Consider the following 22,718-nt stretch of genomic DNA (forward strand, 5'->3'; position numbering starts at 1 on the left):
TCAGATTCTTTGAGCCGACTGTTCCACCGCGCGCATGGACCGTCAATAGCTGATACGCCGTCAGGGAGGCGTCGTCAGAGGACACTCACGCCCGCGAGCCAGCCGCCGTCGATGACGAACGGCTGCCCGGTGATGTACGAGGAGTCGTCGCCGGTCAGGAACAGGGCCAGCCGGGCCACTTCCTCCGGGCGTCCGATCCGGCCGAGCGGCACCAGCTTGCGGTAGAGCTCGTCGAGCGCCTGCGAGGCCTCCTCGGTGTCCGCGCCCGGGTCGAGCTGCGCCGGGTTGCTCATCGCCGTGTCGACGGCCCCCGGGCAGACGGCGTTGACGCGGATCCCCTTCGCCGCGAGTTCGAGCGCCGCCACCCGTGTGAGGCCGACGATGGCGTGCTTGGTCGCCGCGTACGCGCCGACGCAGGCCATGCCCGTGAGCCCCGTGTACGAGGCCGTGTTCACGATCGTGCCGCCGCCCGCGGCCGCGAGCTCGGGCGCGAGGGTCTTGATCCCGAGGAACACCCCGACCTGGTTGACCTGCACGATCCGCATGAACTCGGCCAGCGGGGTGTCGACCAGTTCGTTGAATCGCAGGATTCCGGCGTTGTTGACCAGCCCGTCGATCCGCCCGTACGCCGCCCGCGCGGACCGGACCACGGCGGCCCAGTCGTCCTCCTGGCTCACGTCCAGGTGGACGTAGTGCGCGCCGATCTCCTTGGCGAGCTCCTCCCCCTGGTCGTCGAGCACGTCCGCGACGACCACCCGCGCGCCCTCCTCCACGAAGAGCCGCGCCTCCTGCTCGCCCTGCCCGCGCGCCGCCCCGGTGATGAGGACGACCCGCCCGTCCAGCTTGCCCATGCGCTGACTCCCTAGTCGAGGTGGGGCGCGACGTCCGCGCCGAACGCCGTTATCTGGTCGAGGAGTTCTGCGCGGTTCCGGCTGCGGAACCGCACCTGTATCTGATGCACCCCCATCGCGCCGTACTCCCGCAGCGACTCGGCCAGCGCCTCGGGCGGCCCGCTCAGCGTGCGCCGCCCGACCTCCCAGCCGGGATCGCCCACGTACAGCGGCTCGGTGATGGCGCCGATCGTGAGGGGTTCCTCGATGCCGGCCTCGGCGCGCAGGCCCGTGAGCCGGGCGATCTGGCCCGGCAGCCGGTCGCGCGGATCGCCCTGCGGCAGCCAGCCGTCGCCGCGCAGCGCGGCCCGGCGCACGGCGGCGGGCGAGGACCCGCCCACCCACACGGGCACCCGCTCCTGGGCGGGCCTCGGCCGCTGTCCGAGCCCTTCGAAGTCGTACGTCTTGCCGTGGTGGACGGGGAACTCGTCCGGCCCGAGCGCGGCGCGCAGCGCGTCGATCGTCTCGTCGAGGACGGCACCCCGGCGCGCGAAGTCGGCCCCGAGCGCCTCGAACTCCTCCTGCACGTGGCCCGCGCCCACCCCGAGGACCAGACGGCCGCCCGAGAGATGGTCGAGGGTCGCGTACTGCTTGGCCGTGACGAGCGGATGCCTGAGCCCGACGATCGCGACATGGCTGAGCAGGCGTACGCGCTCGGTCACGCCCGCGAGGTAGGCGAGCGTGGCGACCGGGTCGTACCAGACGGTGCTCATCGCGCCCGCGAGCCGGCGCGGGACGGCGACGTGGTCGCAGCTCGCGACATAGGCGAATCCGGCACGGTCGGCGGCGCGGGCGATCTCGACGAGGTCACCGGGGCCCGCGTCCGCCTCCCACGGCTCGGCGTAGATGGTGCTCTGCGACTGGACCGGGAGCTGCATCCCGTACGCCAGTCGGCCTTCGGGCAGTACCTGCATGGGCCCGCACCTCTCGTCTGACGGTCCGTCATTTCTCTGGACTGCGCTGCCCATAGTCATTGCTGACACATCGTCAGACAAGAGGCGGGCGGGTATCGGCCGTGCGGTCCGTCGGAGCGCGCGGCGGCGAGTCACCGCCGGCGGTGTTCGCCGACGCCGGTCCGGCGAGGGCGTCCGGCCCCGCCGACCGGCCGGCGGGGCGTTCAGCCCGCCCAGAGGCCGTCCGCCGTCAGTCCCAGCAGGTCGATCGCGTTGCGCCGGACGATCCGGTCGACCGTCTCGGCGTCCAGGTGGCCCATCTGGGCCTCGCCGACCTCACGGGACTTCGGCCAGGTCGAGTCGGAGTGCGGGTAGTCGGTCTCGTAGAGGACGTTGCCGACGCCGATCGCGTCGAGGTTCCTCAGCCCGAACGCGTCGTCGAAGAAGCAGCCGTACACGTGGTCGGCGAAGAGTTCGGACGGCGGCCGGTGGACCTTGTCGGCGACCCCGCCCCAGCCGCGGTTCTCCTCCCACACCACGTCGGCGCGTTCGAGGATGTAAGGGATCCAGCCGATCTGGCCCTCCGCGTACATCACCCTCAGGTTCGGGAAACGCTCGAACTTGCCGCTCATCAGCCAGTCGACCATCGAGAAGCAGCAGTTGGCGAAGGTGATGGTGGAGCCGACCGCGGGCGGCGCGTCGGCGGAGGTCGACGGCATCCTGCTGCTGGAGCCGATGTGCATGGCGATGACGGTGCCCGTCTCGTCGCACGCGGCGAGGAAGGGATCCCAGTCGTCGGTGTGCACGGACGGGAGCCCGAGGTGCGGCGGGATCTCGGAGAAGGCGACCGCGCGGACGCCACGGGCGGCGTTGCGCCGCACCTCTTCCGCCGCGAGCCGGGCGTCCCACAGCGGCACGAGCGTCAGCGGTATCAGGCGCCCCCGGGCCTTGGACCCGCACCACTCCTCCACCATCCAGTCGTTGTAGGCCCGCACGGCGAGAAGACCCAGGTCGCGGTCGGCCGCCTCGGTGAACGTCTGCCCGCAGAAACGGGGGAAGGTGGGGAAACAGAGGGCGGACTGGACGTGGTTGACGTCCATGTCGGCCAGCCGCCGCGGCACGTCGTACGAGCCGGGACGCATCTGCTCGTACGTGATCACTTCGAGCCTGATCTCGTCGCGGTCGTAGCCGACCGCCGTGTCGAGGCGGGTGAGGGGGCGGTGCAGGTCTTCGTAGACCCACCAGTCCCCGACGGGACCGTCGTCGCCCGGAGCGCCCATCACGGGGGCGAACCTCCCGCCCAGGAAGGTCATCTCCTTCAGGGGCGCGCGGACGATGCGGGGGCCTGTGTCCTGGTACTTCGCGGGCAGCCGGTCCCGCCAGACGCCGGGGGGTTCGACCGTGTGGTCGTCCACCGAGATGATCATCGGGAAGCCGGTCCCGGCGTCCGCCGAGGGGCTCTGCGCGGTTTCCGTGGTCTCCATACCGGTCACGGTAGCGCTGATCTGACGACCCGTCAGCTCTCTGTCGGCTCTCGGGCGGTCCTCCGCCGGCCGTGCGGTCGAGGGCGACGGAGGGACGAATTCCCGTGGAAGCGTGAGGAGTCCGTGTGAGGACCGTGTGACCTAACGGGCGGCGCCCTGTGATCGCCGTCTCGCACGGCTGACGCATCCGCCATGAACAAGGCAAACTGGCCTCGTTGTACTGACAGTTCGGCAGGGGGACAGCGATGGACGGTGTGCCGCGAGTACCGAAGCAGTGGCACCCGGGCTCCGAGGAGCCCGCGGCGTTGCGCTTCAGCGTGCTCGGCCCGGTGCGCGCCTGGCTCGGGGAAGACCCGCTGCCGGCCGGGTCCCCGCAGCAACGCGCCCTGCTGGCCGCGCTGCTGCTGCGCGACGGGCGTACGGCCACGGCATCCGAGCTCATCGACGCCCTGTGGGGCGACGAGCCCCCCTCCCAGGCACTGGCCGCCCTGCGGACGTACGCCTCCCGCCTGCGCAAGACGCTCGGCGCCGAGGTCCTGGTGAGCGAGTCCGGCGGCTACGCGATCCGCTCCCTGCGCGAAGGGGCGCTCGACCACGTACGCGCGCAGGAGCTCGCCGCCGACGCCGAGAAGGCGCGCGGCTCGGGTGACCTGTCACGCGCCCGCGACCTGCTCCGGGACGCCCTCGCCCTGTGGGACGGCGAACCGCTCGCGAGCATCCCGGGCCCCTACGCCGAGACGCAGCGGGCCCGCCTGGAGGAATGGCGCCTGCAACTCCTCGAATCCCGGCTCGACATGGATCTGGAGCAGGGTTACCACGCGGAGGCGATCTCCGAACTGACGGCACTCACCGCGGCGCACCCGCTGCGCGAACGCCTGCGTGAACTCCTGATGCTGGCGCTGTACCGCTCCGGCCGCCAGGCCGAGGCCCTCGCCGTGTACGCGGACACCCGGCGGCTGCTCGCCGACGAGCTGGGCGTGGACCCGCGGCAGGGTCTGAAGGAACTACAGCAGCGCATACTCCAGGCGGACCCGGGCCTCGCGGAGCCCTCCGCCCCGAAGGCGGAGCCCGCCGCCGTCCTCGTCCGCCCGGCTCAGCTCCCGGCGACCGTCACGGACTTCACCGGCCGGATGTCCTTCGTGCAGGAACTCAGCGACGTCCTCGCCTCGGCATCCTCCGAGGACGGCAGGGTCATGGCCGTCTCGGCACTGGCGGGCATCGGAGGCGTGGGCAAGACCACGCTCGCGGTGCACGTCGCCCACCAGTCCCGCGGGGCCTTCCCCGACGGGCAGTTGTACGTCGACCTCCAGGGCGCCGGATCGCGGGCGGCCGAGCCGGAGACGGTCCTCGGCGCCTTCCTGCGGGCCCTCGGAACGGCGGACTCGGCGATCCCGGACTCGCTTGAGGAACGCTCGGCCCTCTACCGCTCCGTCCTCGACGGCCGCCGCGTGCTCGTCCTGCTGGACAACGCCCGCGACGCCGCCCAGGTGCGACCGCTGCTGCCCGGCACCGAGGGCTGCGCCGCCCTGGTGACCTCGCGCATACGGATGGTCGACCTGGCGGGCGCCCATCTGGTGGACCTCGACGTGATGTCGCCCGAGGAGGCACTGCAGCTCTTCACGAAGATCGTGGGCCAGGAGCGGGTCGCCTCCGAGCGGGAGGCCGCCCTCGACGTGGTCGCGGCGTGCGGCTTCCTGCCCCTGGCCATCCGTATCGCGGCGTCCCGGCTCGCCGCCCGCCGCACCTGGACGGTGTCGGTGCTCGCGGCGAAGCTCGGCGACGAGCGCCGCAGGCTGGACGAGCTCCAGGCCGGCGACCTGGCCGTCAAGGCCACCTTCGAACTCGGCTACGGCCAGCTGGAACCGGCCCAGGCCCGCGCCTTCCGCCTGCTGGGCCTCGCCGACGGCCCGGACATCTCGCTCGCGGCCGCGGCGGCGGTGCTCGACCTCCCGGCCGAGGCCACCGAGGACCTCCTGGAGTCCCTCGTCGACACCTCCCTGCTGGAGTCGGCGGCCCCCGGCCGCTACCGCTACCACGACCTCGTACGCCTCTACGCGCGCTCCTGCGCCGAACGTGACGAACAGCCCCCCAGCGAGCGGGCCGCGGCCCTGTCGCGGCTGCTGGACTTCTACCTGAGCACGGCGGCCGGGGTGTACGCGATCGAACGGCCCGGGGACCGGCTGGTGGACCATCTGGAGCCGACCGAGTTTCCGGGGCTGTCGTTCGACGACAGGCACCCGGCGCACGACTGGCTGTACGCCGAGGCGAACGCCCTCCTCTCGTGCGTCCGCCAGTCCGTGTCGGACAGCCGGCTCCGCAGGGCCGTCGACCTTCTCTGGGCGGCCAAGGACCTCGCAGAGTCGGGAGCGAACTCGCGCGAGTACGAGGTCGCCGCGAACGCCGCGCTCGAACGTGCCCGCGCCCTCGGGGACGCCCGAGCCGCAGGACGTGCGCTGACGACGCTCACCGACGTTCACATGGTGGCGGGACGATTCGACCAGGCCGACGCGGCCGCCGTCGAAGCCACTCGCATGGCGCAGGAGGCGGACGACCCGGTCGCGAGGTGCTGGGCCCCGAACACCCGGGGCATCGTCGCCATTTACCAGGGCAGGCACGCCGACGGCGAGCAGCACCTGAACTCGGCCATCGAGAACTTCCGCAGCAACAAGAACCGGCCGGGTGAGGCCAGCGCGCTGTGCAACCTGTCCCGCATCCACCTGGCGGTGGGGCGGATAGACAGCGCGGTCACCCTCGCACGGCAGGGCATCGACATCTACGACTCCACGGGGAACGCGCTCCGGGGCGCGAACGGGCGCTACGCCCTGGGCCTGGCGCTCACCAGCAGCGGCGACCTCGGCTCGGCGGCCGAGAGCCTCGTAGAGGCCCTGGAGACCTTCCGGGACAGCCGCCAGCGGCTCTGGGAGGGCATGACCCTCTTCCGGCTCGCCGAGGTCGATCTCGCCGCCCGGCGCCCGGCCCAGGCCGCGGCGAACGCGGAGATGGCACTCACCGTGCTGCGGGGTATCGGCGGGGAGTGGCGGCGCGGACTGGTGCTCACGGTCCTCGGCCGCGCGCTCAGTGGGATCGGGCAGACCGGGCGCGCCCAGGTCTGCTGGAGAGAGGCTCTGGGGATCCACGAGGAGCTGGGTTCTCCCGAGGCGGACGAGGTGCGCGGCCTGCTGACCCCGACCACCGTTTGACGGAGCCTCAGCTCGTTCATCGAACGTTTATCGCCACCCGACATGCTCACTCCTGTCGTCCCGTCGCATTGGGGGCAGGCGGATCGACGACAAGGCCGTGAGGCTAGTCTGAGCGGCTGATCGGGAGCCGTCCGGCGTCCATCGGGGGAGTTGCCGGGCGGGCTCCAAGCCTCTTGCCTGGAACGAGAATGGGGAGTTGACCGCTATGAGCGACACGAACAAGGACCCTGTCGTCAAGCCGCAGGACCAGCACGCCACCGGCGAGGAGGCCGTCGTGCTGGACCAGCACGCCACGGACGAGGAGCTCATCGCGCTGGACCAGCACGCGACCGGCGGTGCGATCAAGCCGCTGGACCAGCACGCCACGACGGAACCTGCCAACTGACCACATCACGACGGGGATCGGCCGCGGCGGCGCGGAGGGGGAGCCGCCGCGGTCGCCGTGTGTCCGGGGGCGGTACGCACCTGGTGTGCCGGAGGTGGTGCGGCGGCGGGACGCCGGCCTACAGCCCCCGGACCGCCACCCTGGGCCCGCACAGCTTCTTCAGGCCGTCCTCGTCCGACGTGTAGAGGACCACGTTGCCGCGCTGCCGCTCGGCGACGGCCACCAGGGCCGCGTCGACGGCGTACTTGTGGCCGTGCAGTCCGCTCTCCGCCAGCAGCGCGATCGCGGCTTCGGCGATCTCCCGCGTCACGGGTTCGACGACGATACGGGACATCGCCCAGGACCAGGCCGACCGCTTCACCTGGCCGTCGTAGGCCTCGATCAGGGTCATGGAACTGGTCACGACACCGATTCCGGCCCGGTGGGCGTCCGCGAGCCGGGCGGTCATCCGCCGTTCGCGCAGCGCCGCCCGGGACAGGGCCTCGCCGTCCAGCACATAGATGTCGGTGCTCATCAACCCGCCACCGGCAGGCCGGCTCCGCCCGCGCCGGACGCGGCATCACGCTCGGTGAAGCAGCGGTCGAGCTCGCGCCGCTCGGCCTCGGCCGCCGCCAGCTCCTCCTCCGCGAGGGGCTCGCCCTCCTCCTGCATCCAAACCACCAGCTCCCCGAGCCGGTCCCGCTCCCGCTCCCGCTGGCGCTCTATGGCCTGACTGACATACGCGCTGAAGCCCCCCGGCCCCACCTCGCTCCGGATCTCCTCGGCGAGCTCCTCCGGCAGCGTGACGGTGTACTTCTTGGTTGCCATACCAATTGCCATACCAACTTCACCGCGCCCGCAGCTCCCCCTTCACCACCTTCCCGCTCGCGTTGCGCGGCAGTTCCCGTACGAACTCCACCGTCCTCGGGACCTTGTAGTTCGCCATCTCGCGGCGGGACCAGGCGATGAGGTCGTCGGCCGTGAGGACCGAGTGCGGGCGGCGGACGACGTAGGCCTTGCCCACCTCGCCCAGCCGGCTGTCCGGTACGCCGACGACCGCCACGTCGGCGACGTCGGGGTGCAGGCCGAGGAGCTGCTCGATCTCCGCGGGGTAGGCGTTGAAGCCGCCGACGATGAACATGTCCTTGATGCGGTCGGTGATGCGGAGGTTGCCCTCGGCGTCGAGGACGCCCACGTCGCCGGTGCGCAGCCAGCCCTCCTCGGACAGGACCGCCGCCGTGGCCTCGGGGTCCTCGAAGTAGCCGCTCATCACGTTGAAGCCGCGGACCAGGACCTCGCCGGGAGAGCCGGGGGCCGCCGTGGTTCCCGCGGAGTCCACCACCCGTACCTCGGTGTCCGGGATCGCCCGGCCGGAGGTCGAGGCGATCACCGCCGGAGGGTCCTCCCGGCGGCACATCGTGACGATGCCGCTCGCCTCGGAGAGCCCGTACGCCGTCAGGACCGTGTCCACGCCGAGTTCCGTGCGCAGCCGCTCGACGAGGCGCAGCGGGACCACCGCGGCACCTGTCACCACCAGCCGCAGCGCGGAGAGGTCGTAGGCGTCGCGGGAGGGGTGGTCGAGGAGGGACTGGTGGAGGGTGGGCGGGCCGGGGAGGACGGAGACGCGTTCGGCGGCCACGTTCGCGAGCACCGTGTCCACGTCGAACACCGGCTGCGGGATCATCGTCGCCCCGCGCATCAGACAGGCGATGATCCCGGCCTTGTAGCCGAAGGTGTGGAAGAAGGGGTTCACGATCAGATAGCGGTCGCCCTCGCGCAGACCGGCGAGGTCGCTCCAGATCCCGTAGCCGCGCAGCGTCTGCGCGTGGGTGATCAGGGCCCCCTTCGGGCGGCCCGTGGTGCCCGAGGTGAAGATGATGTCCGAGGCGGAGGCACCGGACACGGCCGCGCCCCGACGGCGTACGTCGTCCCGTCCCACGCCCTCCCCGTCCGCCAGGAAGTCCTTCCAGGTGCGGAAGTCGGCGGGGGCGTCGTCCGCGAGGACCACCACCCGTTCCAGGTGCGGGAGGCCGGGGAGCGGGCCGGTTCCGACGGCGGTGCCGGCGGCGGTACCGGCGCCGACGCCTGCTCCCGGGGGCTCCCCCGCCGCCCGGCGCAGCGATGCCACGTACGACGTGCCGAGGAACGTTCCCGTCACGAACAGCAGCCTGGCCCGGCTTCTGGCCAGTACGTACGCCGCCTCGGCGCCCTTGAAGCGGGTGTTGAGGGGAACGAGGACCGCGCCCGCGGACACCGCGCCGAGGGCGGAGACGATCCAGTCGAGGGTGTTCGGGGCCCAGATGGCCACGCGGTCGCCGACGCGTACCCCGCTCGCCATGCAGGCCGCCGCCGCACGCTCCACGCGGGCGCCCAACTCCTCGTAGGAGATGCGTGTCCGGCCCTCGACGACCGCCTCACGGTCCGCGAAACGGGTAGCCGCCGAACGCACCAGCCCGGGGACGTCGCCCCACTCCAGGTCACCGCGCATCGCGCACCTCCCGCCCGAGCACCACTAGCTGACTGACCGTCAGATTAGCTGTAGCCTGACGGCCTGTCAGCAGCCGGGACCGTGTGCGGAGGTCACCCATGCCAGGGATCAAGGACGCCACAGCCGTCGTCGGAATCGGACAGACCCCCTTCGCCAAGCGACTCCCCGAGTCCGAGAAGGCCTTGGCCTGCCGCGCGATCCTCGCCGCCCTCGACGACGCGGGCATCGCGCCCGCCGAGGTCGACGCTCTCGCCTCCTACACCATGGAGGAGACGGACGAGGTGGAGGTCGCCAAGGCCGTCGGGCTCGGTGACCTCACCTTCTTCAGCAAGGCCGGTTACGGAGGCGGCGGTTCCTGCGCCACCGTCGCGCATCTCGCCGCCGCCGTCACCACCGGTCAGGCGACGGTGGGCGTGGCCTGGCGCTCGCGCAAACGGGGCAGCGGGCCACGCCCCTGGAAGAACACGGCCGTCCAACTCCCCACCCCGGCACAGTGGACCCGGCCCTTCGGGCTGCTGCGGCCCGCCGACGAGATCGGGATGCTCGCCCGCCGGTACATGCACGAGTACGGGGCGACCCGCGACCATCTCTTCAACGTGGCGCTGGCCTGCCGCAACCGCGCCAACCAGAATCCGGCCGCGATGATGTACGAACGCCCGCTGACCCGCGAGATGTACATGACCTCCCGCTGGATCAGCGAGCCCCTGTGCCTCTTCGACAACTGCCTGGAGACGGACGGCGCGCTGGCGTGCGTGATCGTCTCCGCCGAGCGGGCCCGCGACTGCCGGCAGCGTCCCGTGTACGTCCACTCCGCCGCCCAGGGCCTGCCCGCCCAGCACCACGGCATGGTCAACTACTGGAACGACGACCCGCTCACCGGACCCGCCTGGACCGCCGCCCGGCACCTGTGGAAACACGCCGATTTCACGCCGGAGGACGTGGACGTGGCGCAGATCTACGACGCGTTCACGCCCCTCATCCCCCTCTCGCTGGAGGGATACGGCTTCTGCGGGCGGGGCGAGGGCGCGGCCTTCACGGAGGGCGGCGCGCTGGAGATCGGCGGACGGCTTCCCGTCAACACCGGGGGCGGCGGGCTCAGCGAGGCCTATGTGCACGGCTTCAACCTCATCAACGAGGGCGTGAAGCAGTTGCGGGGCACGAGTACGGCACAGGTACCGGGGGCGGCGACCTGCCTGGTCACAGCGGGGGAAGGGGTCCCCACCTCCGCACTCCTGCTGAGGAGCTGAGGAGCCGAGATGACTGAGACGACCGAGACCGCCGTGAGCGCCGAGACCGCCGTGAGCGCCGGGAGTGCCGGGAGTGCCGGGAGTGCCGTGAGCACCGGGAGTACCGGGCCGAACGAGATGAACGAGTCCCTTCTGTCTCCCGTCCTCGACGACGACGGCGCGCCCTTCTGGCGGTTCACCGCCCTGGGTGAACTGCGAGTCCAGGCCTGCGCCGACTGCGGCGAACTCCGCTTCCCGCCCCGCCCCTGCTGCCCGCACTGCCACTCCTTCGCGAACGAGTGGAGAAGGATGAGCGGGCGGGGCCGGATCTGGTCGTACGTCGTCCCGCACCCGCCGCTCCTTCCCGCCTACGCGGCACAGGCCCCGTACAACGCGATCGTGGTGGAGCTCGCCGACGCGCCACGGATTCGGCTGGTCGGGAATCTGGTGAGCGGGCCGGACGCGCCTCTCGACTCCGTTCCGCCGGAGCGGATTCGGATCGGCGCCCGGGTGCAGGCGGTCTTCACCGAGGTGAACGGCGTCACCGTCCCGCGCTGGGTCCTGGAGCGGGCGTGAGCGCGGACGAGGGCACGGACCGGGATGAGGGCAGGGACGCGAGCGGGGGTGTGGACGGGAGCAGGGGTGTGGACGGGAGCGTGGCACAGGCTGGTGGGCAAGGCCCGGATGAGGGCCGTACGGATGCGGGCGCGGGACGTACGGGTGCGGGCGAAGGCCGTACGGGCGAGGGCGCGGGACATACGGGCGAGGGCGCGGGACGTACGGGCGAGGCGGGAAGCGGGGCAGGGGGTGGCGGGCTCGCGGTGAGCGTCGACAAGGACGCCGGTGTAGCCGTCCTCACGCTCGACCGGCCCGACCGGCTCAACGCCATCGACCTCGGGACCGCCGCCGAACTCGTGGCCGCCTGGCGCGAGTTCCGGTTCGACGACACCGTACGGGCGCTCGTCGTCACCGGTGCCGGACGGCGGGCCTTCTGCACCGGGATCGACCGGGGCGTCGAGGTGCCGCAGCCCAACTCCCCCTACATGGTGGACGATCCGCTCGCGGCGATCGGCCCGAAAGCGAACGACCTGTGGAAGCCGGTGATCGCCGCCGTGAACGGGATCGCCTGCGGCGGCGCCTTCTACCTGCTGGGCGAGTCGGAGTTCGTCGTGGCCGACGAGGATGCGACCTTCTTCGACCCGCACACGACGTACGGGATGGTCAGCGCCTACGAGTCCGTCTACCTCGCGCAGCGGATGCCGTTCGGGGAGGTGGCACGGATGGCGCTGATGGGAACCGCCGAACGGATCTCCGCGCGGCGGGCGTACGAGGTGGGGCTGGTGTCCGAACTCACCTCGCCGGGACGGGCGTTGGCGGCGGCCGTCGACTGCGCGGCGGTCATCGCGTCCTACCCGGCCGACGCCGTCCAGGGGACCGTACGGGCGCTGTGGCTGGCACAGGAGGCGACCCGTGCGGCGGCCCTCGCGCACGCCCCGCACCTCGTCTCCCTCGGCAACCTGCCGGTCGAGCGGCAGGCGGGACTGTTCCGGGCGCGGCGGCCGGGGTTCAAGCTGCGCTAGGAATCGCCGGACGGAGGGCGGTCGGCGGACCGCACGAGTCCCGGAACCGGACGTCCGATCGGGAGAGAAGGCCCCGGAACCGAACTGACCCTCGAACGGACCAGCCCCTTCCACGGACAGACCGTCGCTCCGTGTGGCGGGTTGGTCACGCCGGGCGTAGCGTCGGCAGCCGGCGCGGCTTCCGCAGGCCGCGCGCGCGAACGACGGCCGCCGTCCGAAGATCCTTCCGTGCCCGGTACGGCGGCCGTCGCAGAGGTCCCGGGCCGAGCCGTCTCACGTCGTGCGGGCCGTCCCGGTGCCCTTCTCCGCGTCCAGCGCGTACACGCAGCGGTCCTTGCTGCACGCGTACACGACACCGTCCTTGACCACGGGCGCCCCGGTGATCTCGCCGCCGGTGGCCAGCTTCCAGCGCAGGCGCCCGTCGTCGGCCTTCAGGGTGTACAGGAGATGGTCCGTGGAGCCGAAGTGGATACGGCCCTCGGCCACCGCCGGGGCGCCGACCAGGTCGCCCCCGGCCTGGAAGCGCCACTTCGGGGTGCCGGTGACGGCGTCCAGGGTGTACAGGCCCTTGCCGCTGCCCACATGGACGTGTCCGGCGGCGACGAGGACCGGCTCGGTCGAGGCGCGGGACTCGGTGGCGATGCGCCAGCGGTCGCGGCCGTCGGTCGCGTCGAGGGCGTACACCGTGCCGAGGTAGTCGGCGAGGTAGACGCCGCCCCCCGTCACCGCCGGACCCGGAGCGAAGGTCGGCGGGCAGAGGAAGACGGCCGGGGCCTCGAAGTGCCAGCGGACATGACCGCCGGCCACGTCGATGGCGAGGACGCGGGTACCGGCGGAGATGTAGACGTAGCCGTCCGGCGCGTGGGTCATGCGGACCGGTACGCCGCCGCAGGAGGCCGCGTCGCCGATCGGGTACGACCAGCGTTCCTCTCCCGTACGGGCCTCCAGCGCGCACAGCCGCGCGTCCTTCCAGACGTACACCGTGCCGTCGTGGATGGCCGGACCGGCCTCCGGGGACTCGAAGTCCGTCTGGCCGCCGCTGATCTCCCAGAGCTTCTGGCCGTTCGAGGCCTCCCAGGCCTGGATGCCGCCACCGCGTGTGCCGGTGACGACCGTTCCGCGGTCGGCCTGAAGGGAGTAGACCCAGGCGTCGGTGGACAGGCGCCAGAGATCCGCGCCCTGCCTGGCTTCGAGCGCGAACAGCGTCGGCCCGTCGGACGCGTGGATACGGCCGTCCGCCACGGCCATCGACCACGCCACGTCACGGGTCTTGAAACGGCGGCGGCCGGTCGCGACGTCGAGGGCGTGGACTTCGAAGGAGGTGACGTAGACGAGGTCGTCGGCGACCGAGGGAGTGCCCCAGACGTCGTTCGACATACGGAAACGCCAGGGGCGCCAGCCGGTCGACGAATCGGGCACCGGGGGCGCCACGGTGGGCACGGGCGCCGGTTCGGCGCCGTTCACGCCGATGCGCGGCCGGGACCAGGACGCCGCGAGCCCGGCCTCCGGGGGCGGCGCCTTCACGGCCGCCGCGCGGGCGTCCAGAACCCGCGGGCCGGGGCCGATGGGCACCGGGGCACCCGCGAGGCGCACGGGGCCGGTGTCGGGTGCCCCCACGGGCACCGGGGCGTGCGAAGGAGGCGGAGGCACCACCGCGCGCCCCCCGCCACTGCGTCCGCTCCCCCCGGCCGGCGGCTTGACCGGCGGACGGCCGCCGCGGCGCGTCTCGATCAGGCCCACCGCCCGCTCGGGCAGCCACGCCGACGCCGTACCGCTGTCGTCGGATCCGGAGCCGAAGAGGTGGGGTGCGAGCTGGGCCTGGAGGTCGGCGGGGTTGGGGCGGGCCGTGGCGTCCATCTGCATGCAGGACTCGATGAGCGGGCGCAGCTCATCGGGCAGGCCTTCGAGGTCCGGGCCCTCGCGGAGCAGCATGAAGACCGTCTCCACGGGGTTGGCGCCGTGGAAGGGGGCGTGTCCGGTGGCGGCGAAGACGAGCATCGAGCCGAGCGAGAAGACGTCGCTCGCGCCGGTGACGCTGCGCGAGTCCTTCGCCTGCTCGGGCGACATGTAGGCGGGGGTGCCGACGGCGACATTGGTCATGGTCAGGCGGGTGTTCGAGACACCGGACGCGATACCGAAGTCGATCACGCGCGGCCCGTCCTCGACCACGAGGACGTTCGAGGGCTTCAGGTCGCGGTGGACGAGTCCCGCGCCGTGGATGGACTGCAGCGCCTCCGCGACGCCCGCCGCCAGCCAGCGCACGGCCTGGGCCGGGAGCGGCCCGCACTCATTCACTATTTCTTCGAGCGAGGGCGCGGGCACGTAGGCGGTGGCCAGCCACGGCACCGCGGCGCGGGCGTCGGCGTCGACCACGGCCGCCGTGTAGAAGCCCGACACGGCGCGGGCCGCCTCGACCTCACGCGAGAAGCGGACCCGGAACAACTGGTCCTCGGCGAGCTCCGTCCTGACCGTCTTGATCGCCACGCGTCGGCCGGAAGCCGAGCGCGCGAGATAGACCAGCCCCATGCCGCCGGCACCCAGCCGTCCGAGCACCTCGAACGGCCCGATCCGGCGCGGATCGTGCTGCGTCAGCTGATCCACCACTTGCCTGCCACCTCCCCGTACGGGTCGCGTCATCCACGTATGAACGCGGCCCAGTGCAGCGTCTCACCACCGCACCGCCATGGCGGCACGCACCCCGATTCTTCCTGGCCGAGCCGCCTGTTGCGAACCCGGGGGCGGATCGGGGTGTCTCGTGACAAAACAACCGCCCCGGCAGAAGTACGGCCGCCGGGCCGCGACGGTTCAGGGCCGAAATGCGCTCCTCACCCCAGAAGTACCCCGCCTCGCACCCCGGAAGTGCTGTCCCTCACTTCGAAGTGCTGCGCCCCAGAGCGCAGAAGCGTTTCGATCTGCGCCGTCGAAGTAGCTTCAACGTCGAATCATCGTCACCGCTGAAGCGGCGTCAAGGCCGGCCGAAGCACCTTCAGCGTTCAAGTACCGCGAACGACGCACCCTGATTGTCCGTGACGACGGCCACCCGCCCGTACGACGTGTCGAAGGGTGTCACCTGGACACGGCCGCCGAGCCGGTTCACCGTCCCGAGTGTTTCCTCGCAGTCCTCGACTCCGAAGTGGACGAGGAAATGGGGAGGCATCTCGGCCGGAAAGACACCCGATACGGGCACGCGGCCGAAATCGGGGGTCGCGTCGGGCCCGAACAGCGCGTCGTGGAACAGGGCGCCGTAGAAGCGGTCGACTGTCGCGGTGTCGCGCGCGTACAGCTCTGCCCAGCAGAACGTGCGCCGCTCATGGTGCTTGGCGAAGCCCGCGTGGGAGCCGGGCTGCCACAGGCCGAAGACGGCACCCTCCGGGTCGGTGGCGAGGGCGGCCGTGCCCAGCCCGCCCGACGCTCCGGCCTTGGTGGGAGCGGTGATGATCTGGCCGCCCGCCTCCGCGATGCGCCGGGTGAGCGCCGCGGCGTCCGGCGTCGCGAAGTACACCGTCCACACGGTGGGCATCCGCCCGTCGCTCTTGGGCGTCAGCGCCGCGACCGGCTCGCCGTCCAACCCCGCCCAGCCCGCCCGGCCGGACTCCTCGGGGAACGTCCAGCCGAAGAGCTCGCCGTAGAAGCGCTTGCCCGCCTCGACGTCGGGGAGCTGTGCGTCGACCCAGCAGGGCACGCCCTCGGAGAACTCGGCGACAACGGCGGATTCGGCCATGCGGCCAAGCTAACGGCCCTTTCCGCATCCCGCAGAGCGTGCGCACCTGCTCCGGTGACGCCCCGCCCCTGCTCAGGGGCCCGCCCGGGAACATGTGCGCCATTTCCGGGGAGCCCTGGCGGGGGCACGGGCAGCCTTCCCGGGGACGGGCGGGAACACGAGCGCGCCTTCCCGGGGACGGGCAGAAAGGCGAGCCCGCTTCCCCGGGAGGCCGGGCAGGAAGGCGAGCGCCCTTCCGGGGCCGCTCGGGGAAGCGGGCGGCTTTCCCCGGGCGCCGGCCGGGAGACCCGGGTACCGCCCGGGTACCGCCCGAGAACACTCGAACCGGTCGCAGGAGGTCCGCACAGGAGCCCGCGAACCGATCGCGGGGCATCGGCACGGGAGACGGCGCGCCACCGGGGCCATCCGTGGAAGCCCTCTGCGCACCACCGGGGCCATCCGCGGAGGGCTTTTGCGCGCCACCGTGGGCTTCGCGCGAGAAGGCCCGACCCGTCCACGGGCGGACGGTTGGCGTCCGTCGGCGCCCACCGGCGCCCACCGGCGGCGTCCATCGGCGTCCATCGGCGTCCATCGGCGTCCATCGGCGTCCATCGGCGTCCGCACCGGAACGCGCGAACCGTCGCCGGGGTTTCGCGTGGGTTCGCCCGCACCCTCCGGGAATCGCGGAGAACCCCTCGGAGTCCCTGGTGAACCCCCCGTTGAAGCCCCGCCGAACCCCCGCGGTGTACGGCCGCACCCCATTTGCAGTCGGCCGAATCGCGCTCCGATCACCCCTCGGTAAGCTGACGGCATGACAGGACAAGTGCGTACCGTCGACGGCCGCGTGGCCGGACGGCGTGGGCAGGCGACCCGGCAGAAGCTGCTCGACTGCCTCAGCGAGATGCTCAGCTCCTCGCCCTACCGGGATGTCAAAGTCATTGACGTCGCCCGGAAGGCAGGCACTTCACCGGCCACCTTCTATCAGTACTTCCCGGACGTCGAAGGCGCCGTCCTGGAGATTGCCGAGCAAATGGCCACCGAGGGCGCGGGCTTGACCCAGTTGCTCGAAGGGCGTTCCTGGGTCGGCAAGGCCGGCTGGCAGACCGCGCAGGAACTCGTCGACGGCTTCCTGGAGTTCTGGCGGAGGAACGACGCGATCCTTCGAGTCGTCGATCTCGGCGCCGCCGAGGGCGACAAGCGGTTCTACAAGATCCGCATGAAGATCCTGAACTCCGTGAACAACTCCCTTACGGACTCGGTCACCGAGCTCCAGGCCAAAGGCAAGGTCGACAAGGACGTGAACCCGGCCGCGATGGCCGGATCCCTCGTCGCCATGCTCGCCGCGGTCGCCTCGCACCAGAAGGGCTTCCAGAGCTGGGGCGTCAAGCAGGCCGAACTCAAGCCGAACCTCGCGCTGTTGGTGTATCTGGGCGTGACCGGGAAGAAGCCCACGAAGTAGATTCCCGCACCTGAACGCCCCAGTTCCTGTCATGCGGGCGGCAGTTCATTCCGGAGGAACCTTCCGGTGGACTGCCGCCCGCTGCGCTGTACGGCGCGGAGGACCGGCCGCCCGGAACCGGGTCGTCCTCGTCTCCTGGTGCTTAGAGGCCGCCGGGCCGTTTCTTCAGCCGGGTCGGACCGTTCCTTCAACTGGGCCCGACCGTTCGTTCAACCGGGCCGGGCCTCGGATTCCGCGGTGTCGGCGGGCACCGGTCGGCGCACGATCCTGAAGAGCCGTATCTCCCGGTCCACCCGGGCCTGGTAGGTGGCGTACGGCGGCCAGAACGCCAGCGCCGTCCTCCAGACAGCGGCCCGTTCCTCCCCCGTCAGGAGTCTGGCGGTCACGGGAATGTCCTCGCCCTTCCAGTTGACGACGGCGTCGGGGTGGGCGAGCAGGTTCGCGGTCCAGGCGGGGTGGTCCGTACGGCCGAAGTTGGACCCGATGAGGATCCAGCCGGCCTCCGCCGCCTCACCCGACACGGTCCCCGCTCCCTGACTGGCGTCGACGCCCGTCACCGTCCCCGTCTCCTCACCCGAGCCGGCACCCGGTGCGCCGCCCGGTACGGCACCCGGCACCGCACCCGACGCGTAGCCCTCCGGCATGCAGGCCAGTGGGGTGCGGCGTTCCACGCCGCTCTTGGCGCCGCGCGCGGTGAGGACGATCCCCGGCAGCATCTGGGCGCTGAGCAGCACCTTGCCGCGCGTGAGCCGGTGAACGGCGCGGTCGAGGGCCGGGATGAGGTGAGGGGCCACTCTGGCGAAGGTCCGGGTGGAGGACACCCTCTGCACCAGCCGCACACCAGGCATCCTTCTCGCTCCGGTCCGCGCACCCGCCCTCTCACCGACGCCGGCTCCCGTGCCGGCCCCCGTACCGCCACCAGTCCCCGCACCGGTCCCGGCCCCCGTACCGCCACCAGTCCCCGCACCGGTCCCGGCCCCCGTACCGCCACCAGTCCCCGCACCGGTCCCGGCCCCCGTACCGGCACCAGTCCCTGCACCGCTCCCCGTACGCGAACGCCTGGCCGCCGCCATCAGACCGTCACCTCTCCGCCGTCGAAGAGACGCGCGACGTCGGCGGCGTGCGCGCGCAGCCGATGGACGGGCCCGAAGAGCAGTTCGTCGCCGGACGCGCGCTTGAAGTAGAGATGGGCGTCGTGCTCCCAGGTGAAGCCGATGCCGCCGTGCAGCTGGATGCCCTCGGAGGCGGCGGTGCGCAGCGACTCCAGCGCCTGGGCCAGCGCGAGCCCGCCCACCCGTTCGCCGCCCGTCCCGGTGGCCCACGCCGCGTAGTACGCCGCCGAGCGCGCCGACTGCACGCCCACGTACACATCCGCGAGACGGTGCTTGACCGCCTGGAAGGAGCCGATCGCCCGCCCGAACTGCTCACGTCGGCGCACGTATTCGACGGTGCGTTCCAGTGCGCGGTCGGCGGCGCCCACCGCCTCCACCGCGAGGACGGCCGCGGCGGTGTCCCCGACGGCGGCCAGCGCGGCTAGCACGTCGGCCTGCTCGTCGCCCAGCAACTCGGCCTGCACATCCCGTAGTTCGAGCCGGGCCTGTGGCCGTGTCGGGTCCAAGGACGTCTGCCGCGCGCGTACGAGCCCGTCGGCGTCGGCCCTCACCAGGAACAGCAGCGTCCGCGCCCGCGCGAACCCGCCGGTGTGCGCGGCCACCACCAGCAGCCCGGCGCTGTGTCCGTCGAGCACCTGCGCCGCCTGCCCGTAGAGCCTCCACGCACCCTCCGCCCGGCGCGCCTGGACGCCTCCGGCACGTCCACCACCGGCCCAGTCGCCGTGATTGTCGCCGACCAGTCCGAGGGCGGTGGCCAGGCCCGCGCCCGGTATCGCGAGGGCGCCGGTCAGCGTGCCCGAGGCCAGCGGCGGCAACAGGGCCGCGCGCTGGGCCTCGGTACCGAGCGCCAGGATCAGCGGGGCCGCGAGGACGGCGGTGGCCAGCAGCGGCGAGGGGGCGAGAGCGCGGCCCGACTCCTCGCAGGCAAGGGCGAGTTCGGTCACCGAGCAGCCGACACCGCCGTACACCTCCGGGAGAGCCAGTCCGGGCAGCCCGAGCTGCCGCGCGAGGGCCTCCCAGAGCGCCGGGTCATGACCGGCGAGGGTCGCTTCGGCGGCCCTCAGTTCCTCCGGGCCGCACCGTTTCACCAGCAACTCCCGCAGCGTACGGCGGATTTCCTCCTGCTCCGCGGTGAGATGGGCATCCATGGGCGGGCTCCTCCCTCGTCGGGCAGCGGAACGGCTGGACAGCGAGACGGCCGGGCGGCGGGGAAACAGGACGACCGGCCGCGGGCCAGCAGGGGCTGGCAGGCATCGGATCCCCGGACCCCCTGATCTGACGGGCCGTCATGTTAGGGCGGGGGGTTACAGATGCACAGGGGTGCGACCACCTCCCGGCAGAACGGTTATCTGATGTACCGTCAGATTTATGACTCACGCCACCCCGGGCCACGGCCGTCGAAAGGTCGCCGTCGTCGGCGCAGCCCTGTCCGACTGCGGCCGTGTGGACGAGGCGACCCCGTACGCGCTGCACGCCCAGGCCGCGCGCCGCGCGCTGGCCGACTCCGGCCTGCACCGCTCGGTGATCGACGGCTTCGCCTCGGCGGGCCTCGGCACTCTCGCACCCGTCGAAGTGGCCGAATACCTGGGACTGCGGCCCACGTGGGTCGACTCGACCTCCGTCGGGGGTTCCACCTGGGAGGTGATGGCGGCCCACGCGGCCGACGCCATCGCGGCGGGCCACGCCGACGTCGTCCTGCTCGTCTACGGATCCACCGCCCGCGCCGACATCAGGGCGGGCCGCCGTACCGGCAACCTGTCCTTCGGCGCCCGGGGCCCGCTCCAGTTCGAGGTCCCGTACGGCCACACCCTCATCGCCAAGTACGCGATGGCCGCGCGCCGCCACATGCACACGTACGGCACCACTCTCGAACAGCTCGCCTCGGTCGCCGTCCAGACCCGGGCGAACGCGGCCCACAACCCGGAGGCGATGTTCCGCGCCCCGGTCACCGTCGACGAGGTCCTGTCGGGGCCGATGATCGCGGACCCCTTCACCAAACTGCACTGCTGCGTCCGCTCCGACGGCGGCGCGGCGGTGCTGCTGGCCGCCGAGGAGTACGTACGCGACTGCCGTACGGCCCCGGTGTGGGTGCTCGGCACCGGCGAGCACGTCTCCCACACCACCATGTCCGAGTGGGCCGACTTCACCGTCTCCCCGGCCGCGGTGAGCGGCCGGCTCGCCTTCGAACGCGCGGGAGTCCGCCCGGCCGAGATCGACTTCGCCGAGATCTACGACGCCTTCACCTACATGACCCTCGTGACCCTGGAGGATCTCGGCTTCTGCGCCAAGGGCGAGGGCGGCGCCTTCGTGGACGCCGCGAAGGGGCGGCTGCTGGTGGACGGGGAACTGCCGGTGAACACCGACGGAGGCGGGCTGTCCGCCCAACACCCGGGGATGCGCGGCCTGTTCCTGCTCGTGGAGGCCGTGCGGCAGCTGCGCGGCGAGGTCCCCGAGCAACGGCAGGTACGGCGTCCCGACGGCACACTGCCCGAACTGGCGGTGGCGTCCGGGACGGGGGGCTGGTTCTGCTCGTCGGGGACGGTGGTGCTGGGGCGGGGGTGAGGTGCGGGGGTGCGGGGCGAGGTGCGCGGGTGAGGTACGCGGGTGAGGTACGCGGGTGAGGTACGAGCGCGGGGGTGGGCGCGGGGTGGGCGCCGCGGAGGCGCGATGGTGGGCCACTGGCGGCGCGAAGGGGAGCGTGAAGGCGGCGGCGGACGGCGTCGCACGCTGGCGTCGCGCCGTCCCGAGTGATACTCGGAGCCATGGAACCGGATCTTCATGAACTGCTGAGATCGCTGCGGGTGTGGGACACGGAGCTGCCCGGCTTCGCACCGGAGGAGGCACCTGCTGACCCGCTGGCCCTGTTCGCCCGGTGGTTCGCGGATGCCGTGGCGGCCGGGCAGACCGAGCCGCACACGGTGTCGCTCGCGACGGCCGGCGAGGACGGGCTGCCCGACGTCCGGACGGTGATGCTGCACGGCGCGGACGACCGGGGCTGGGCGTTCGCCTCGCATGTGACGAGCCGCAAGGGACGACAGCTGGCCGCGCGACCGTACGCCGCTCTCGGCTTCTACTGGCCCACGCAGGGACGCCAGATCCGGATCCGCGGTCCCGTGACCGTCGCGCCGTCCGAGGAGAGCCAGGAGGACCTGCACGCCCGGTCCACGGGGGCGCTGGCAGCCGCTCTGGTGGGCCACCAGAGCGAAGTCCTGCCTTCCCGGGCGGAGTTGGACCGGGCGTCGGACGCGGCCTGGGAACGGGCCGAGCGCGCCCCGCACTCCCCCGCCCCCACCTGGACCCTCTACCGCCTCCGTCCGGACGAGGTGGAGTTCTTCCAGGGTGACGCCCGCCGGCGCCACGCCCGGCTCGTCTACCGCCGCACGGAGATCGGCTGGGACACGGAGCTGCTGTGGCCGTGACGCCGAGGGGCACCGTAACGGTCACGTGAAGTCGTACGTCGCGAAGTCCGAGACGGGGCGGTAGCCGATGCGCTGGTACAGGCCGTTGCTGGTCGGATTGGCGAGGTCGGTGAAGAGCAGCACCTCCTGGAGGCCGGCGGCGACCGCGGCGCGGCTCACCTCGGTGGTGACGGCACCGGCGTAACCACGGCCGCGCAGGTGGGCCGGGGTGTAGACGGGGGCGACGCGGACCTGTCCGGCGATCGGGGGTGTCGCGCCCGCCATGGCGACGGGGGTACCGTCCGGGGTTTCCCAGAAGGTGATGCCGCCGTAGGAGATCCGGTCGTCGGCCCAGGCGTCGGCGTTGCGGTGCGCGCCTTCGCCGATCGCCTCGGCGAACTCCGTGTACCAGCGGACGAGCAGCTCCCGGTCGGCCTCGCCCGCGACCCTGGCCCGGCCGGGCGGCGCGGGCTCGGGCACCGTCAGGTCGCCGAGCCGGTACAGCCGCTCGCTCCGCAGCGGCGCGGCCGTCGCTCCGGTACGCCGCTGCCAGGCCGCCGCGAAGGCCGCCGCGGTCTCCGTGTCGGCGGTGACACCGGGCACCTCGATCTCCGCGTCCGCGAGCAGCGCGGCGAGCGTGTCCGCGCCCCGCTCGTCGAGCGGCGTGAGGTTGAACGGGTACGGCGGCGTACGGAAGAAGGCCGCCCGGACGGCCCCGCCCCGCTCCAGGGCTCCGAAGACCGGAGCGCGCTCTCCGAACTGCCCCGTCCCTCGCCTTCGCAGCCGGTCCGTCACGGTCAGCGCGACGGTGTGCTGCGCGGGCCGCGACCGGAGAAAGTCTCCGGTCCTGCCGAGAAACGCGTCGAGGTCACGGGTGAGCTGCCAGTCGTACGCCACCGAGGAGGTCATGTCCGATGGTCCCGT

At 72.3% G+C, this 22,718-nt stretch carries 19 protein-coding genes; 8 read left to right on the forward strand and 11 right to left on the reverse strand.

Annotated elements, in window-relative coordinates:
• Nucleotides 1-74: 74 nt before the first annotated feature.
• The 3 genes from ACFYW8_RS09830 to ACFYW8_RS09840 form a co-directional block, all read right to left on the reverse strand.
• Entirely contained in the window at nucleotides 75-851 is a 777-nt protein-coding gene (locus tag ACFYW8_RS09830) for an SDR family NAD(P)-dependent oxidoreductase (protein WP_389069873.1), read from the reverse strand.
• A gap of 11 nt (nucleotides 852-862) precedes the next feature.
• Nucleotides 863-1,804, reverse strand: a complete 942-nt coding sequence (locus ACFYW8_RS09835; RefSeq protein ID WP_389069877.1) for an LLM class F420-dependent oxidoreductase — start codon at nucleotides 1,802-1,804, stop codon at nucleotides 863-865.
• A gap of 203 nt (nucleotides 1,805-2,007) precedes the next feature.
• Entirely contained in the window at nucleotides 2,008-3,267 is a 1,260-nt protein-coding gene (locus ACFYW8_RS09840; RefSeq protein WP_389069882.1) for an amidohydrolase family protein, read from the reverse strand.
• A gap of 245 nt (nucleotides 3,268-3,512) precedes the next feature.
• On the opposite strand from ACFYW8_RS09840, the gene ACFYW8_RS09845 reads away from it, so the two are divergent.
• Nucleotides 3,513-6,467, forward strand: coding sequence for a BTAD domain-containing putative transcriptional regulator (locus ACFYW8_RS09845; protein ID WP_389069885.1), 2,955 nt, complete (start codon nucleotides 3,513-3,515; stop codon nucleotides 6,465-6,467).
• A gap of 205 nt (nucleotides 6,468-6,672) precedes the next feature.
• Entirely contained in the window at nucleotides 6,673-6,852 is a 180-nt protein-coding gene (locus ACFYW8_RS09850) for a hypothetical protein (protein WP_365871629.1), read from the forward strand.
• Between the two features lie 118 nt (nucleotides 6,853-6,970).
• On the opposite strand, the gene ACFYW8_RS09855 is transcribed toward ACFYW8_RS09850, so the two are convergent.
• From ACFYW8_RS09855 to ACFYW8_RS09865, 3 genes are read right to left on the reverse strand one after another with little or no spacing between them, the layout of a single operon-like run.
• Nucleotides 6,971-7,366, reverse strand: a complete 396-nt coding sequence (locus ACFYW8_RS09855; protein ID WP_389069890.1) for a PIN domain-containing protein — start codon at nucleotides 7,364-7,366, stop codon at nucleotides 6,971-6,973.
• Nucleotides 7,366-7,659 (reverse strand): hypothetical protein, encoded by a 294-nt coding sequence (locus tag ACFYW8_RS09860; RefSeq protein WP_389069894.1) that lies wholly within the window; start codon nucleotides 7,657-7,659, stop codon nucleotides 7,366-7,368. Before ACFYW8_RS09860 ends, ACFYW8_RS09855 begins: the two co-directional genes overlap by 1 nt.
• Before the next feature lie 19 nt (nucleotides 7,660-7,678).
• Nucleotides 7,679-9,319 (reverse strand): fatty acid--CoA ligase family protein, encoded by a 1,641-nt coding sequence (locus ACFYW8_RS09865; protein ID WP_389069898.1) that lies wholly within the window; start codon nucleotides 9,317-9,319, stop codon nucleotides 7,679-7,681.
• A 98-nt stretch (nucleotides 9,320-9,417) separates the two neighbouring features.
• Here ACFYW8_RS09865 and ACFYW8_RS09870 point away from each other — a divergent pair, with 98 nt between their 5' ends.
• The 3 genes from ACFYW8_RS09870 to ACFYW8_RS09880 all read left to right on the forward strand — a co-directional run bounded on the left by ACFYW8_RS09870 (nucleotide 9,418) and on the right by ACFYW8_RS09880 (nucleotide 12,125).
• Nucleotides 9,418-10,566: a lipid-transfer protein gene (locus ACFYW8_RS09870; RefSeq protein ID WP_389069902.1), complete on the forward strand. Its 1,149-nt coding sequence runs from the start codon at nucleotides 9,418-9,420 to the stop codon at nucleotides 10,564-10,566.
• Between the two features lie 117 nt (nucleotides 10,567-10,683).
• Nucleotides 10,684-11,121: a Zn-ribbon domain-containing OB-fold protein gene (locus ACFYW8_RS09875; protein WP_389071098.1), complete on the forward strand. Its 438-nt coding sequence runs from the start codon at nucleotides 10,684-10,686 to the stop codon at nucleotides 11,119-11,121.
• 245 nt (nucleotides 11,122-11,366) lie between these two features.
• Nucleotides 11,367-12,125 (forward strand): enoyl-CoA hydratase/isomerase family protein, encoded by a 759-nt coding sequence (locus ACFYW8_RS09880; RefSeq protein ID WP_389071103.1) that lies wholly within the window; start codon nucleotides 11,367-11,369, stop codon nucleotides 12,123-12,125.
• Nucleotides 12,126-12,398: 273 nt separating this feature from the next.
• On the opposite strand, the gene ACFYW8_RS09885 is transcribed toward ACFYW8_RS09880, so the two are convergent.
• A complete protein-coding gene (locus ACFYW8_RS09885) occupies nucleotides 12,399-14,729 on the reverse strand; it encodes a PQQ-binding-like beta-propeller repeat protein (RefSeq protein ID WP_389069907.1) in 2,331 nt (776 codons plus the stop codon).
• Between the two features lie 382 nt (nucleotides 14,730-15,111).
• A complete protein-coding gene (locus tag ACFYW8_RS09890) occupies nucleotides 15,112-15,846 on the reverse strand; it encodes a VOC family protein (RefSeq protein WP_389069911.1) in 735 nt (244 codons plus the stop codon).
• Nucleotides 15,847-16,636: 790 nt separating this feature from the next.
• Here ACFYW8_RS09890 and ACFYW8_RS09895 point away from each other — a divergent pair.
• Entirely contained in the window at nucleotides 16,637-17,284 is a 648-nt protein-coding gene (locus ACFYW8_RS09895; protein ID WP_365871615.1) for a TetR family transcriptional regulator, read from the forward strand.
• A 209-nt stretch (nucleotides 17,285-17,493) separates the two neighbouring features.
• Here the strand turns inward: ACFYW8_RS09895 and ACFYW8_RS09900 are convergent, their stop codons facing one another.
• Both ACFYW8_RS09900 and ACFYW8_RS09905 read right to left on the reverse strand, forming a co-directional pair.
• Complete coding sequence (locus tag ACFYW8_RS09900; RefSeq protein WP_389069917.1) at nucleotides 17,494-18,132, reverse strand: nitroreductase/quinone reductase family protein; 639 nt, start codon at nucleotides 18,130-18,132, stop codon at nucleotides 17,494-17,496.
• A 224-nt stretch (nucleotides 18,133-18,356) separates the two neighbouring features.
• Complete coding sequence (locus ACFYW8_RS09905; RefSeq protein ID WP_389069921.1) at nucleotides 18,357-19,544, reverse strand: acyl-CoA dehydrogenase family protein; 1,188 nt, start codon at nucleotides 19,542-19,544, stop codon at nucleotides 18,357-18,359.
• Between the two features lie 220 nt (nucleotides 19,545-19,764).
• On the opposite strand from ACFYW8_RS09905, the gene ACFYW8_RS09910 reads away from it, so the two are divergent.
• Entirely contained in the window at nucleotides 19,765-20,958 is a 1,194-nt protein-coding gene (locus tag ACFYW8_RS09910) for an acetyl-CoA acetyltransferase (protein ID WP_389069925.1), read from the forward strand.
• A 200-nt stretch (nucleotides 20,959-21,158) separates the two neighbouring features.
• Entirely contained in the window at nucleotides 21,159-21,815 is a 657-nt protein-coding gene (locus ACFYW8_RS09915; protein WP_365871607.1) for a pyridoxal 5'-phosphate synthase, read from the forward strand.
• Between the two features lie 21 nt (nucleotides 21,816-21,836).
• On the opposite strand, the gene ACFYW8_RS09920 is transcribed toward ACFYW8_RS09915, so the two are convergent.
• Nucleotides 21,837-22,703 (reverse strand): GNAT family N-acetyltransferase, encoded by an 867-nt coding sequence (locus ACFYW8_RS09920; protein ID WP_389069931.1) that lies wholly within the window; start codon nucleotides 22,701-22,703, stop codon nucleotides 21,837-21,839.
• Nucleotides 22,704-22,718 lie beyond the last annotated feature (15 nt).

The sequence above is a fragment of the Streptomyces sp. NPDC002742 genome (assembly GCF_042888885.1).
Classification (GTDB): Bacteria; Actinomycetota; Actinomycetes; order Streptomycetales; family Streptomycetaceae; genus Streptomyces.

What these genes read in the sequence shown, in the direction of transcription:
- ACFYW8_RS09855 (WP_389069890.1), bottom strand. Translation starts at nt 7,366, where the DNA reads ATGAGCACCGACATCTATGTGCTGGACGGCGAGGCCCTGTCCCGGGCG.
- ACFYW8_RS09910 (WP_389069925.1), top strand. Translation starts at nt 19,765, where the DNA reads ATGACTCACGCCACCCCGGGCCACGGCCGTCGAAAGGTCGCCGTCGTC.
- ACFYW8_RS09900 (WP_389069917.1), bottom strand. Translation starts at nt 18,132, where the DNA reads ATGCCTGGTGTGCGGCTGGTGCAGAGGGTGTCCTCCACCCGGACCTTC.
- ACFYW8_RS09905 (WP_389069921.1), bottom strand. Translation starts at nt 19,544, where the DNA reads ATGGATGCCCATCTCACCGCGGAGCAGGAGGAAATCCGCCGTACGCTG.
- ACFYW8_RS09835 (WP_389069877.1), bottom strand. Translation starts at nt 1,804, where the DNA reads ATGCAGGTACTGCCCGAAGGCCGACTGGCGTACGGGATGCAGCTCCCG.
- ACFYW8_RS09860 (WP_389069894.1), bottom strand. Translation starts at nt 7,659, where the DNA reads ATGGCAACCAAGAAGTACACCGTCACGCTGCCGGAGGAGCTCGCCGAG.
- ACFYW8_RS09920 (WP_389069931.1), bottom strand. Translation starts at nt 22,703, where the DNA reads ATGACCTCCTCGGTGGCGTACGACTGGCAGCTCACCCGTGACCTCGAC.
- ACFYW8_RS09870 (WP_389069902.1), top strand. Translation starts at nt 9,418, where the DNA reads ATGCCAGGGATCAAGGACGCCACAGCCGTCGTCGGAATCGGACAGACC.
- ACFYW8_RS09915 (WP_365871607.1), top strand. Translation starts at nt 21,159, where the DNA reads ATGGAACCGGATCTTCATGAACTGCTGAGATCGCTGCGGGTGTGGGAC.
- ACFYW8_RS09850 (WP_365871629.1), top strand. Translation starts at nt 6,673, where the DNA reads ATGAGCGACACGAACAAGGACCCTGTCGTCAAGCCGCAGGACCAGCAC.
- ACFYW8_RS09895 (WP_365871615.1), top strand. Translation starts at nt 16,637, where the DNA reads ATGACAGGACAAGTGCGTACCGTCGACGGCCGCGTGGCCGGACGGCGT.
- ACFYW8_RS09830 (WP_389069873.1), bottom strand. Translation starts at nt 851, where the DNA reads ATGGGCAAGCTGGACGGGCGGGTCGTCCTCATCACCGGGGCGGCGCGC.
- ACFYW8_RS09875 (WP_389071098.1), top strand. Translation starts at nt 10,684, where the DNA reads ATGAACGAGTCCCTTCTGTCTCCCGTCCTCGACGACGACGGCGCGCCC.
- ACFYW8_RS09845 (WP_389069885.1), top strand. Translation starts at nt 3,513, where the DNA reads ATGGACGGTGTGCCGCGAGTACCGAAGCAGTGGCACCCGGGCTCCGAG.
- ACFYW8_RS09840 (WP_389069882.1), bottom strand. Translation starts at nt 3,267, where the DNA reads ATGGAGACCACGGAAACCGCGCAGAGCCCCTCGGCGGACGCCGGGACC.
- ACFYW8_RS09865 (WP_389069898.1), bottom strand. Translation starts at nt 9,319, where the DNA reads ATGCGCGGTGACCTGGAGTGGGGCGACGTCCCCGGGCTGGTGCGTTCG.
- ACFYW8_RS09890 (WP_389069911.1), bottom strand. Translation starts at nt 15,846, where the DNA reads ATGGCCGAATCCGCCGTTGTCGCCGAGTTCTCCGAGGGCGTGCCCTGC.